Source organism: Streptomyces sp. NPDC004647 (assembly GCF_040609575.1).
Taxonomy (GTDB): domain Bacteria; phylum Actinomycetota; class Actinomycetes; order Streptomycetales; family Streptomycetaceae; genus Streptomyces.
Genome location: NZ_JBEXKU010000135.1, coordinates 1 through 12,605, shown reverse-complemented (window position 1 = coordinate 12,605; position 12,605 = coordinate 1). Strand labels below are relative to the sequence as shown.

The 12,605-nt window shown below is 68.6% G+C and carries 7 protein-coding genes and 1 pseudogene; 4 read left to right on the top strand and 4 right to left on the bottom strand.

All coding sequences use genetic code 11. The features are described 5' to 3' along the window. Positions 1 to 217: 217 nt before the first annotated feature. A complete protein-coding gene (asnB, locus tag ABZW18_RS32865) occupies positions 218 to 2,083 on the bottom strand; it encodes an asparagine synthase (glutamine-hydrolyzing) (RefSeq protein ID WP_356194720.1) in 1,866 nt (621 codons plus the stop codon). Positions 2,084 to 2,590: 507 nt separating this feature from the next. On the opposite strand from asnB, the gene ABZW18_RS32860 reads away from it, so the two are divergent. Continuing rightward, entirely contained in the window at positions 2,591 to 3,820 is a 1,230-nt protein-coding gene (locus ABZW18_RS32860; protein ID WP_356194718.1) for an MFS transporter, read from the top strand. Between the two features lie 261 nt (positions 3,821 to 4,081). On the opposite strand, the gene ABZW18_RS32855 is transcribed toward ABZW18_RS32860, so the two are convergent. After that, the gene (locus tag ABZW18_RS32855; protein ID WP_356194716.1) at positions 4,082 to 4,966 is read right to left on the bottom strand and encodes an AraC family transcriptional regulator; all 885 of its coding nucleotides are present in this window, start codon (positions 4,964 to 4,966) and stop codon (positions 4,082 to 4,084) included. Between the two features lie 19 nt (positions 4,967 to 4,985). Here ABZW18_RS32855 and ABZW18_RS32850 point away from each other — a divergent pair, with 19 nt between their 5' ends. Then, a complete protein-coding gene (locus ABZW18_RS32850) occupies positions 4,986 to 5,366 on the top strand; it encodes a DUF4345 domain-containing protein (protein WP_356194714.1) in 381 nt (126 codons plus the stop codon). Positions 5,367 to 5,743: 377 nt separating this feature from the next. On the opposite strand, the gene ABZW18_RS32845 is transcribed toward ABZW18_RS32850, so the two are convergent. After that, positions 5,744 to 6,151, bottom strand: a complete 408-nt coding sequence (locus ABZW18_RS32845; RefSeq protein WP_356194712.1) for a hypothetical protein — start codon at positions 6,149 to 6,151, stop codon at positions 5,744 to 5,746. 646 nt (positions 6,152 to 6,797) lie between these two features. Here ABZW18_RS32845 and ABZW18_RS32840 point away from each other — a divergent pair. Then, positions 6,798 to 7,040: pseudogene (locus ABZW18_RS32840) on the top strand (hypothetical protein); the annotation flags it as partial. Positions 7,041 to 7,243: 203 nt separating this feature from the next. Here the strand turns inward: ABZW18_RS32840 and ABZW18_RS32835 are convergent. Next, positions 7,244 to 8,362: an isoafricanol synthase gene (locus ABZW18_RS32835; RefSeq protein ID WP_356194710.1), complete on the bottom strand. Its 1,119-nt coding sequence runs from the start codon at positions 8,360 to 8,362 to the stop codon at positions 7,244 to 7,246. Positions 8,363 to 8,686: 324 nt separating this feature from the next. Between ABZW18_RS32835 and ABZW18_RS32830 the strand changes: the two genes are divergently transcribed. Then, positions 8,687 to 11,617: an AAA family ATPase gene (locus tag ABZW18_RS32830; RefSeq protein ID WP_356194708.1), complete on the top strand. Its 2,931-nt coding sequence runs from the start codon at positions 8,687 to 8,689 to the stop codon at positions 11,615 to 11,617. Positions 11,618 to 12,605 lie beyond the last annotated feature (988 nt).

Sequence of the window (12,605 nt, the reverse complement as noted above, 5' to 3'; positions counted from 1 at the left end):
TTCTTCTCTTGTGTTTTTTCCCCAGCCGCGGCCACACTGTCTTGTTCTGGGGTTTTGCTTTGGTTGGGGGGGGGGGGGGGGGTTTTTCCCCCCCGCCCCGCTCCGCGATGTGATCATCCCCGGCACCGGGAACGCCGACGGGTGCTGCCCTCCGGCGCCATCTCCGACTCGTACGCGAATCCGACGGTCGTCGATGCGTACGCGAATCCGACGCTCGTCACAGCTCCACGCGGACGTTGTACTCGGTGACCCAGGCGTTGAACTCGACCAGCCGCTCCATGACGGCCCGCACGCCCCACAGGCCGGCCCGCACGCGGTAGGACTCCAACGGCTTGTCCAGCAGCTTCTGGATGGCCTCCCTGGGCACTATCTGCTGCACCGGTGCGCCGTCGGCCAGCAGATCCTGCACCTTCTCCCGCAGAGCCCGCACGTAGACCTCGTCCTGTGTGGACGGATAGGAAGCCTTCTTGCGCTCCAGCACCGACTCCGGCAGCAGGTCCGCCGTCGCGGCACGCAGCAGGCTCTTCTCACGGCCGTCGTAATTCTTCATCGCCCACGGGGTATTGAAGACGTACTCCACCAGCCGGTGGTCGGTGAACGGCACGCGCACCTCAAGGCTCGCCGCCATGCTGAGCCGGTCCTTTCGGTCCAGCAGGAAATTCTCCCAGCGGCTGATGTTGAGGTAACTGATCTCACGCATCCGCGCCTCGTGGCCGGTTTCGCCCTCCAGTCGCGGCACCTCATCGAGAGCCTCGTTGTACCGCTTCTTGACGTACTCGGTGAGCCCCAACCGGTCCCAGAGACCGATCTCGTTGAGCGTGTCCATCCCTCCGAGCTTCGACCACGGATGGTGCCACGGAAAGGTGTCGCCCGCCACGGCCTCCGGATCGTGGAACCAGGTGTAGCCGGCGAAGATCTCATCCGAAGCCTCACCCGAGAGCGCGACCGTCACCTGCTCCTTGAGAGCCTTGCACAGCAGATACAGCGAGTGCTCCATGTCGCCGGTCGAGACCGGTAGGTCCTGAGCCCGAAGGACGTGGTCGCGCACTTCGGGTTCGAGGATGTCCCCGTTCCGCAACTCGACGATGACGTGGTTCACGTGGTCCGCCCCGATGTGCTCGGCCACCTCGATCGCGAACGGGATGTCCGGGTCGCCCCACAGCGTGTCCGCCTTGAAGCGCTCCTTGTGGCCCTTGAAGTCGATGGAGAAGGCGTCGATGGGCTGCTTGACGCCATGCTTCGAAAGGATCTTCGCGGCGAGCGCGGTGACCACGCTGGAGTCCAGACCACCGGAGAGCAGTGTGCCGACCTTGACGTCGGCGAACAGCTGGCGCTCCACGATGTCCTCGAGGAGCTCACGGATACGGGCGACCGTGGTGTCGAGATCATCGGTGTGCGGACGGGCCTCGAGTTTCCAGTACTCCCGGGCGCTGTGGCCCTGTCGGCCGAAGCGGACGACGGTGGCCGGAACGACCTCGTGCATCCCGCGGAAGACGGCGTGCCCCGGGGTTTTGAGGATGGCGAAGATCTCTGCCAGTCCCTCGGCATTCACCACGGCCTGGGCCTCGGGGTGGGCGAGGATGGCCTTGGGTTCGGAGCCGAAGAGCACTCCGTCGGGGGTGGGGTAGTAGAAGAGCGGCTTCACACCCATGCGGTCTCGGACCAGCAGTAGTTCCTCCGTGCGTGGATCCCAGATCGCGAATGCGTACATGCCGTTGAGTCGCTGCGCGAACTCCTCGCCCCACTCCAGGTAGGCGTGCAGGACGACCTCGGTGTCACTGTTGGTGCGGAACTCATGGCCCAGGCCGATGAGTTCCTCCTTCAGCTCCTGGTAGTTGTAGACCTCACCGGTGTAGGTGATGACCGGGAGGCCATCGTCCCGCCCGGTGACAGGCATCGGCTGCTTACCACCCTCGATGTCGATGACAGCCAGTCGGCGGTGGCCGAGGATGGCGCGGGGTGACATCCATATCCCTCGAGCGTCCGGACCACGGCATTCCATCGTCTCCGTCATGGCCGACGCTAGTTCCGCCTGCTGAGTCAGGTCGCGCGAGTAGCTCACCCAGCCGGTAAGTCCGCACATATCGCTCGTTCCTCTCATCGAGGTTCTGCATGACTGAAGGACAGGGGCGGTGAAGGGGAACCAAGCCCGCTACAGGCCAGATCCTTTCCCGGTCGCGGACCAGGGAGCAAAGCCGTCGGCCGTACCTCGTCAGGTCCCTGGGCTTCGGCATCGGACGGCGGAGCACTGGTGGTTGGGGCGCTCGCTGTCGGTTCTCCGCCGACACGCCGATCCCCGCCTCACCGCGCAGCACGAGAGCGACTGCGGCCTGCCTCTTAAGTAGCCGCCCCGTAGGCGCGACGGGAAATACGTACCCCCGGACAGAAGCCCTACCGATTCGGTCTGTGCCAATCCGCGCTTACCTTCGCAGTCCTGCACAAGGAGCTCGCCGACGCCGTCAGCCTCACCTCACTCCGGCTCGCCAACCCCCGATCCACCCGCCCGCATCAACACCGGCGGCCATGCCCGGCCCGTTCTGCACCGCAGGCATGGCGGGCCCTGGACCCACAGACTGACCATGGAGGACTGATGCGTGACCTACCCACAGGTCCCGGAACCGCGCGCCCTGTCGAACCGGAGCGACAGGCACGTCGCCCTGGCCGAATACCCGCCATCTGGCTCGCTCTGCTGGCCGCGCCCCTGTCCTTCGGTATCGCGGGACCGGCCCTCATCCTTGACGAAGCAGCGCGTGGCCTCGGTGTCTCGGTCGGTGCGGTGACCTGGACGGTGACGGCGTACGGCTGGGGCATCGCGGTCGGCACACCGCTGACGGCCGGTCTTCTCGGCCGGCGCGGTGTGCGCGCCGCGCTGACGGTCTGCGGCCTGCTCGTGTCGGCGGGGGCGATTCTCGTCGTCACCGCCCCCGCGCTGCCGTTCCTCGTTCTCGGCAGTGCTGTGCAGGCGCTGGGCACCGCCGGCCTGATGGCGACCGCCATGAACCTCGCGGACTCCGCCCGCCGGATGGGGCTCGTCACCGCCGCGCTCGCCACGGTCGGCTCGACCGCCCCGCTGGTCGGATCACTCGTGACCGACCTGCTGTCCTGGCGGGTCGCACTCGCCCTCCCCGTCCTGAGCGTGCTCGCCGTACCAGCCGTCCTCCGTCACGCGCCCCGGGCCGCGACGTCCCGCGCCCGCTTCGACCTGGTCGGCGCCGTACTCCTGACGACACTGGTCACGGCGCTGGTCTTCATCCCGCACATGCCGGTGGCCGCGGGCGTCTGCTCAATCGTCGCCGCTGTGCTCCTCGGTCTGCACCTGCGCGTCCGGCACGACGGTTTCGTGCCGACCGTACTGGTACGCACACCACAGTTCCTGCTCTCCTCAGGGCTCGCGTTCTCCCTCGCGCTGGTCAACTTCGGATTGATCTACGCGATACCGCAACAGCTGGCCCAGCACACGGGATGGACGACCAGCCAGATCGGGGTCGCCATGGTGTGGCCGCTGCTGCTCGGTGGCACGCTGTCCTGGTTCGTCGTGGCGGCCTCCGCCCGGGTGGACCGCCGGCTGGTCATCACTGTGCTCATCGCCATGGGCACAGTGGCTCCCGTGACGGCGGCGCTCAGTGTCTGGGCACTCGTCCTGTTGATCGCCCAAGCAGTCGCCTCGATCGCGGCAGCATCGGGCCAAGGCGTGTTCGCGGTGCAGGCGACCTCGGCCGTCCCCGAGGACCAACGACCCGCGGCCATAGGCATGTTCAACCTGTCCTATCTCCTCGGCGCGGCCTTCGGTCCGGCCATCGTTTCGCTGCTGGCCATCTGACGACAGACGTCGTTCTGACCGAGACCGCGGCCGCATGCGGTAGCGGCATACGAGGTCTCCTCCAGCGCTCCTCGCCCTCACGGAGGTCGGCTGCTCGCTGCTGCCGTCGTCGAGATCGTCGTGCGGCGATGGCCGTCGCTGGACAGCTCCCGTCCGGTACGGGCCGTGACACAGCGAACGACGATGCCCGGCAGTTCCAAGTCCCAGGAAACTGCGGGGCATCGGCCACTTTTCAGGCAACTCCGGGGGCCGGCAGGACCGTCACCCAGCGTGCAGGCCCCACGGAGCTGAGCCAGAAACCGAGATGGGACGGCCCTCCTTCCGCCATGGGGCGGTCTCGGTCAGTGGGTCAGAGCCTTGGCGATCGCCTTCCACGCGACGCCTCGAGTGAGGGCCGGAGTGATCGACGATGACCACGCCGGTGCTCAGCAGGTCGCTCGGCCGCAGTCCGAAAGTGGCGTGGAAGGTGCTGCTGAGGTGGGAGGGGTTGGAGAACCCCGCGTCCGCCGCCGCGCGCGTCAGGCTGCCGAAGTCCCTCAGTGATCTCCCGGCGCGCAGCATGCGCGCCCACAGCCGGTAACGCCGGAAGGTGATGCCGGTCTGTTCGCGGAAGACGTGCAGGAAGCGGGAGCGAGAGAGGCCGGCGTCAAAGGCGAAGTCATCAGCACCACGGGGCACTTGGGGCTCCAGGAGCAACCGGTGTGTCGCGGCCCGTATCCGCGGATCGGCCTGCGCCGCATCGATCGCCTCCAGCTCCGGACCTGGCTGTCCCACGAGACCCAGCAACGCGCCCTCCCGTGCCGCCGACACCGCTACCGGCCTCCCGTTCCCGGCACCCAGCGCATCGGCGCACGCCCGCTCAGCGGCTGAACCCGGTTCGAAGTAGCCAAACGCCATGGCCGAGCCATGGGCCCTGATCCGATGACGCACCCGTGGACGAATCAGGGCGCTGCGGCCCGTATATGACCCGCCGTCGGCATCCGTCTCCAGCGTGAACCCGTCGTCGAGGCCGACCGCCAGGCAGGACACCGAACCGGAGTGCATGCCCAATTCCATCGAGGGCCCGTGGTACACGGCCCGTCCGGGCCAAAGGTGCAGCAGCGGTGCCGTGGAGTAGCACGTTTGTGAAAGCGCGGCGTCGGTCATGCAGCTCATCATCCCTGTCATGACCACCGCACTGATCTGTACCTTCGCTCTCTTCTTCCTCGGCATGGGCCTGTACGGACTTGTGGCGCCGGCCGCACTCGTCCGTCCCTTCGGCATCAATCTGACGGGACCGACGGCTCGTACAGAAGTGCGCGCCGTCTACGGAGGCTTCGGCATCGCGCTGGCCGCCCTCCTCGGCTGGGCCGCGGCCGATCCGTCCGACCATCTGCGCCGAGGCGCCGTTCTCGCCGTTGGTGTGGCGTTGCTGGGCATGGCCGCCGGACGGCTGGCCGCCCGCGTCACGGAGCGGCCCCAGAGCCTGTACCCCTCCTGGCTCTACTTCTGGCTGGAACTGTGCGGCGGTGGGGCACTACTGACGACCGCGACCGCTTGGGCTTGAACCAAGCCTTTGCCAGCCGGATCCCTGGGCGCCGGTCTGAGGATGGACCCGACGTGTGGGCGCGACGTCCAAGGCGCGTATCAGAAGGTGCGGCGGTACCAGCCCGCGCCAGGTCGCGCTCGCCGCGTCCGCGGACGAGGGCGCGGTGGCCGAGGGACGCCCCGGTCACGGTCGGCGCCTCGTTCACCAGCCGCAACGGGATTCGCTCCGGCACGCAGGTCGCCTTGTCCTCGCGGTCCGGGACGGCATGACCGCCGACCCGGCGGTCAGGGCACGGCCGTTTCGGGGCCCCCGGCGAGACCTTCAGCACCCCCTCCAACGGCTGCGTCCTGACATGGGACTGCGACGGGGACGGCAGGCTGCCGGACCCTTGATAATCAAGGCCTGTAGTAGATCTTGCATGCCAGGTCGTTCCAGCTACCGTCTTCGAGGCAGACCTCGACGGCAGAGGCCCCGCCTGCCACTTGGGCCTGAACGGTGAAACTGAACGTCTTATTGCCATTGCACACGTGGCCGCCGCCATCGCCACCCAGCTGTTCCCCGCCGGCAAAGGTGCGCGCCCAGGTCGCCCGACACGCGCTCGAACTCACGGAGTTGTTGCCACCGGAAACGTTGACCGATTGGTTGTACCAGGTCAGTGTGCCCTTCGTATAGGTTTGTCCGTAGGAGACGTTGAAGGAGCTGGTGGGGTAGGCGGCGGCGTGGGCAGTGGCGCCGGGCAGCGCGAGGAGCATCCCGGCGGTCAGGGCCATGGTGCCGAGGCCGGCGGCGAACTGCTTGTGCATGTTGTCTCCTGACACAGAGGGGCAGCGGTCTGCGTGGTAAGGGATGTGGAGCCTGTTCCCCACGGGCGGCAGGAGTTGCTTCTCACGGACTCAGGGAACCGGGGTCCCGCCGCATTTGATGTGTGCCGTGGTGATCGGTTCAGTCTCTTGACGAAGATCCGTCAAGTACACGACACATTGCGCCATAGTTTTGCGGTATGTGGCCTGGATCCGCGTTGACTGCACAGTAAAGGTCTGCCGCAACAACGAGACGCGCACGGTTCGCGGGTTGGGTCGAGAGCTTCGTCCGGGCCATCCACGCGCACGCCCGTGAGCGCAACTGGAGCCGGCAGCAGTCTGCGCTGGATGGTCCGGAGTGCCGCCGACGCCCGTGCACAGCCCGCGCCACAGCCCGGTCCCGCCTTGGCCCGTGGCCCCGCTGGTGACGTGGCGTGCAGACACTGCGGTGAGGTGCGGCTGTGGGCGGTACGGGCCGCAGCCGTCCGGGTCCGGCGGTACGGGCCGCAGGCGCCGTGGTGCGGTTGCCACCCGGCACCTGGCAGTCGGCCCCTTCAGTCGGCAGCCCGTAAGCCCGTAGCCCGTAGCCCGTAGCCCGCAGCCGGTCCGGGCGACTGGCGCCGAGCGGCGGCGGCGAGGTCCCCGCGGCGTGATACCCGTTTCACGCTCTCCCGGGTTACAACCTTTCGCCCCAGCTCGCGAACGCCGGCTACTACGCGTTTGCCTTCGACTACGGGCATGCCGCCACCGACCCCGTACCCGACTCGGTGGCCGAGCTGCGGACTTCGTCAACGCCGCACTTGGTTCGACTGGCGCACGCAACGCGGACCTCGTAGGTCATAGCCAGGGCGGGATGATGCCGCGCTACTACATCAAGTTCCTGGGCGGTGCGTCCGAGGTGGATGACCTTGCCGGCATCGTGCCCCGAAACCACGGCACCTCGAACCCGCCGGCCCTCGCAGCCGCAGCCACTGACTGCCCGGCCTGCGTGGACCGGACCACCGGCTCCGTGCGCGCTCACGTCCAGCCACCAGACCGTGCGCGACCGATGTGGCGGTGTCGGTGCGGCCGCCGAGGCCCCCACGACCGTAGTGCTCAACTCTCTGCCGGCGTGGTCCGCCCAGCACCTTCGCCAGTGGACTCGCATGCCACGGCGAGATACGCCCAAGGACGTTGCCGCCCGCCGCTCACGGAGGCAATCCCGGTCTCGTCGTAGCGGGATGTAGCAAGGGACCAGGCGAGGTTGCCCGCCATCAGGTGACCCATGCCCTCCACGTAGTGGTCGATGTGCCCGCGCACCTCCGGAAGCACGCCTCGTTCGCTCAGCGTCTTGGGGAGGGTCGCGGCGAGCCGCACGAAGCGGGCCGTTTGCGCGTTGGCGAGGGCGGCGATGTACTCGACGGACTGCTCCAGGGTGCAACCCTTCTGTTCGCGGAGGACGATGACGCTGTTGTTCACATCCCCGGCTGCCAGTTCCTTGACGAGCGAGACGATGTCGTTGACGAAGATCACCACATCGCCGGTGATCTCACGCATCTCCCGCAGCGGGGAGGAGCCGTGCAACTCGTCCGGCAGCGTGTAGCCACCGCACCTCTCGGTGAAGTCGAGGCAAGGCTGTACGCCTATGGAGTCCCGCCGGACCTTGAGGAACTGTTCCAGGTGAGGCAGGCGTTCCGCGTTCCGGTTGTGCGCTTCCCCCTGGTGGGCGGCCATGTAGGCCTGCCAGTGCGTACGGAACCGACGCTGCCAGCCGTACGGTGTGCCGACGGTGGCCCGGCGCCAGATGTCCCGGAACCCCTGGACGAGCGGCGGGCCGTGCTCGCCGGACACCTGGGGCGCGCCGTCCGCCGTCATGGTCCGTACGAGGCTGTCCACCACACGTTCGATCGCCTCGGGCCGTACCCCCAGGAGCCCGTCGAACTGGTCGTCGAAGATGAAGAACCAGGCGTTGAAGTCCGCTGCGAGCTCGAGGTCGTTGCCTGTGGCGTCGGGGTAGAAATACGCCATCAGTCGCTCGAGCCGCAGCGCGTCGTACTCCGCCGTCACGGCTTCCCCCGTCAGCAAGCCGCTCCCCTGCAGCCACTGCAGTGTGTGCCGCCGGGCACGCTCCGCATGAGGGCTGAAGCGGGCGGGGAACGGAATCCTGATCGCGGCGGTACGCCGGGTAGGGTCCTTGGGTACCGGGTGGCGGCCGGAATCCATCACGTTCGCCATACACACCCCCCTGGGTGTCGCGGCGCCTCCCGCCGCGGCGATGCAAGCTGGCGCGTTCTCGCCGTCCTCGAAGGCTAGGCGTCGCATCGCCCGTACAACCGTGGTCGACGGGTGCGACGTGGCGTGAAAACCGGCGCACGCGACCGTTTGCGCGCCCTCTGCGGAGGAGCGTGGGCGAGGTGGGGAGAGAGTGGATCCGCCGTGCGGTCGCCGGTGTTACCAGATTTTCGTCCCCCGTGGGGCAAAAGCTCCGCGAGGGCTACGGACCGTCTCCGAGGGCGTACTCTTCGCATACTCGGACGACGCACGGTCGAAGGAACGGATGTGACCTACACGGGAGACCGGCCGGGGCGAACGCCTCGGCTGCTACTGGAGCGTGACGCAGAACTCGCGGCAGTGGATGCGCTGTTGAGCGACCTGAACGGGACGTCCACCGGCTCGGCCGCACCGGGTGCGGGCGGCTTGCTGACCTTCGCCGGACCGGCCGGACTCGGCAAGACCACCCTCCTCACGGAGGTGCGGAGGAAGGCCGTGACTCGCGGCTGCACGGTGCTCTTCGCCCGCGGAGGAGAGCAGGAGCAGGGCGTCGCGTTTCATGTCGTACGCCAGCTCGTCCAGCCCGTACTGGCGGCAGCCACCGAGGAGGAACACCGTAAGATACTGGGCAGTTGGTATGAGATCGTCGCCCCTGCGGTCGGCCTGGTGGCGGGGAACAGCAACGGCTCCCCCGATCCGCAGGGCGTGCGGGACGGCCTGGACTGGATCGCCACCCGCTTCGCCGTGCAGCAAGCGCCGCTGGTGGTGATGCTGGACGACGCCCACTGGGCCGACGCCGAGTCGCTGGCCTGGCTCACCGGCTTCGCACCGCGGGTCACCGAACTCCCGATGCTGCTCGTCGTGGCCTACCGCTCCGATGAACTCCCCGCTGACGCGGTGGCGTTCGGCAGGCTTGCCGAACGCCATGGGTCGCGCCCCTTCGACCTCGTACCCTTCACCCCCGGCGCGGTCAGCCGCATCGTCCGGGACACCCTGGGTGAGGAAGCCGACGAGGGGTTCTGCCGAGAGACCTGGGCGGTCACCGGAGGGAACCCGTTCGAGACCGTCGAACTCACCGCCAAGGTCGCCGATCGAGGGCTGAAACCGCAGGTCGTACACGTGCCCGAACTGCGGGAGCTCGCCTCCAGCGTGAAGGGCGGCGGGCTCGTCGAGCGGCTGGAGCGGCTCGGCGCCTCCGCCGTCCGGTTCGCCTGGAGCGCCGCCGTGCTGGGCGCCGAGGCGTCCCGGAACCTGGCCGCGAGCGTCGGCGGACTGGGCGACGCCGAGTCCGCCGACGCCGTCGCCCGGCTGCGCCAGGCCCGCATCCTCGCCGACCCGGCTCCCGACGCCCCCGAAGACGACCGGTTGGAGTTCTTCCACCCGCTGGTCGCGACCGCCGTTTACCGGGCGGTTCCCGCGGCGTTCCGCGTGGCCATGCACGGCCAGGCCGCCGCTGTTGTCTCGAGCGCGGGCCTGGGTGCCACGACGGTTGCCCGGCACCTGTTGGAGGTGCACCCCGAGAGTGACCCCTGGGCCGTGCGGCAGTTCCGCGATGCCGCCCGTGAGTACCTCAGGGCAGGTGCTCCCGAGGCCGCCCGGCGCTGCCTCGCCCGGGCACTGCGCGAGCCACCCGTCCTGGAGGAGCGGGCCGATGTGCTGTTCGAACTCGGCTGCTCCGCCCTGCTGACCGAACCTGCGACCACGGTCAACCATCTGCAGGCCGCACTGGACGAGCCCGTCCTCGACCCGGCCCTGCGCGAGGCCATCGTCTACCGGCTGGCACAGGCTCTCGGCCACTCGGACCGGATGGCGGAGGCCGCCGAGACGGTCGCCGAAGCCGCCCGGGGGGCCACCGACGCCAGGACCCGGCTGCGCATGCAGGCGGAGCAGTTCATGTGGAACGCCTTCCGGGCCGACGAACAGGACTCGCCCGCCCGCTCACGAAAGCTGGCCAGGCTCGCCGAGCACCTCACCGGCCGGGGCATGGCGGAGCGGTACATCCTGGGGCTGCGTGCCTGGGACGCCATGGTGCGTGGCGAGCCCGCTGCCACCGCACTCCACTATGCGGAAGAAGCCCTCGGCGAGGGCCTCAAGTGGACTGACGAGCAGTGGGGTTTCGAGGTCCCGGTCCTGGTCGCTCTTACCTTCATGTACTGCGACCAGCCCGGGCGAGCGGAGGAACTCTTCAACAGGGGCATCGCAGAATGCGAGACCAAGGGCTGGCGCGGCGCCCATCTGTCGTTCGGTTACACACTCCTGGGCTATATCCGCTATCGCCGCGGACGCCTTGACGAGGCCGAGAACCTGGTCCGCGGCGGACTGCGGATCGCGGACAGGGTCGGGCACCAGGTGCCCGCACAGTACTTCGCCATCGGCATCCTCATCGAGATCCTGCTCGCCCGCGGCCGTACCAGGGACGCCCAAGAACTCGCCACCATGTACAGCTACGGCGAGGTCGTGCCCAGCGCCGTGGTGTACCCGGACTCCCAGACCGTCTACAGCGAGCTGCTGCTCGCCCTCGGCATGCGCAGGGAGGCCGAGCATCAGCTGTCCCGGGTCGGTCTGCGGCTCGAACCGCGCGGCATGCGCAACCCCGCCTGGTGTCCCTGGCAGCTCCACCTGGCCCAGGCACTGGAAGTCGACGACCCGGAACGGGCCCTCGAGTTCGCCTCCGAAGGCGTCCGGAGGGCCCGCCGATTCGGTACCCAGTCCGCCATCGGGCAGGCCTTGCGTGCCATGGCCTCGGTGGCCAACGGTGCGGAACGGGTCACCCTGCTGGCCGAGGCCGTCGAACACCTCGAGCGCTCACCCTCCGGCTACGACCTGGCGTGTGCGCTGGTGGACCACGGCATCGCACTGCGCCGTGTCGGACTGCCGCAGGACGCGGCCGAGCAGCTTCACCGTGGACTGGAAGGCGCCGTTCAGTGCGGGGCCGACGCTGTCGCGGCGCGGGCTCGCGAGGAGCTGGACGCGGCCGGTCTGTGGCCGCTCCAGCTGCGCACCGCGGCCACGGAGTCGCTCACCGCCCAGGAGCGGACCGTGGCCGAATGGGCTGCCCGCGGCTGGTCGAACGCCGGCATCGCGGAGGCGCTGGGCGCTCAGGACCGGGTGGTGACGCGCCTGCTGTCGGACATTTACCGCAAGGTCGGCTCCGACCACGCAGGCCTGCCACGACTGATCGGGAGGCAGGACGGCGCGCGGCCGACACCGCGTGACTGAGCGGTAAGTGGGCGCAGCCCTGGCCTGTGCCTCCGGTGTTCCGTCAGCTGGGCAGGGCAGGGGCTCGGATGAGAGGTGGGACACAGGTGGGAGATATCGGGCGGGAACGCGTAGATGTCCCCGTCGCGTGAGTGAGAGTCACGAAGGGCGCCTGACGGGCATAAGACCAGGTCAGGCGCCCTTCGCGTGCGTCTAGAAGAAGCCGAGCTTCTTCGGCGCGTAGCTCACCAGCAGGTGCTCGGTCTCATGGTGATACACGTGCAGACCCTCGCCTGACCAGCCAAAACGGATGCGGTCGCCCTGGACGGCGGAGAGTTGGTCCGGAACTGGCCCGGATCATGGCCGCTGGGTCGTCATTCGGGACTGACCCAGTAAGCACAGTGCTTGCTCTACGTGGCGTGCGAGGGCGGCATCGTGTTCGGCGACTCGGGTGGCTGGCGCGCCGGGGCCCGGCCGGATGGCCGGCGTGGGGTCATGTGCTCCCCGGGTCGCTCCTGTTTTCAGGAGCGACTCCGGCGCCCGGAGCAGGTGGAGGCGGGCCTCCTCAGCCGACTCATGCCCTTCTCCCGCGCGGCGGTGTCGACCTGGGTGAGCCAGTTCGAGCAGATCAAGCGCGAAGCGGTCGGTCAGCTTTCAGCTGAGCAAACGGGTTGTCAAGGTCGGGAGCGCGGGCGCATGCGCGCAACGGCTGCCGCGCAGTGCCCTTTGGGCCACGCGTCGCACCAGGCGCGGCGGGCTCCGGCCCGCGGCGCGCTGTCTGCGGGCCGGGCGCCTCGCCGTGGCCGAGCCGCCCGGCGCGGAACCCGGCCGTAACCCACGCTTTTCCGGGGCCCAGCTTTGATTGAACTTGACGCCAAATTCAACTATAAACGATCGGGAGGTCGTCTCCCGTCCCCCGGCGGGCCGTGGCGCATGTCATCGGTGAAGGCGGAGACGGTCACTGATTGCTCGCGGCGCCCCAGTCGGCGTTGGGCACCGCCTACCGGCG

Bases quoted from the DNA above. Each gene is read 5' to 3' on its own strand.
- asnB (WP_356194720.1), bottom strand. From the start codon at position 2,083: ATGTGCGGACTTACCGGCTGGGTGAGCTACTCGCGCGACCTGACTCAG.
- ABZW18_RS32860 (WP_356194718.1), top strand. From the start codon at position 2,591: ATGCGTGACCTACCCACAGGTCCCGGAACCGCGCGCCCTGTCGAACCG.
- ABZW18_RS32855 (WP_356194716.1), bottom strand. From the start codon at position 4,966: ATGACCGACGCCGCGCTTTCACAAACGTGCTACTCCACGGCACCGCTG.
- ABZW18_RS32850 (WP_356194714.1), top strand. From the start codon at position 4,986: ATGACCACCGCACTGATCTGTACCTTCGCTCTCTTCTTCCTCGGCATG.
- ABZW18_RS32845 (WP_356194712.1), bottom strand. From the start codon at position 6,151: ATGCACAAGCAGTTCGCCGCCGGCCTCGGCACCATGGCCCTGACCGCC.
- ABZW18_RS32835 (WP_356194710.1), bottom strand. From the start codon at position 8,362: ATGGCGAACGTGATGGATTCCGGCCGCCACCCGGTACCCAAGGACCCT.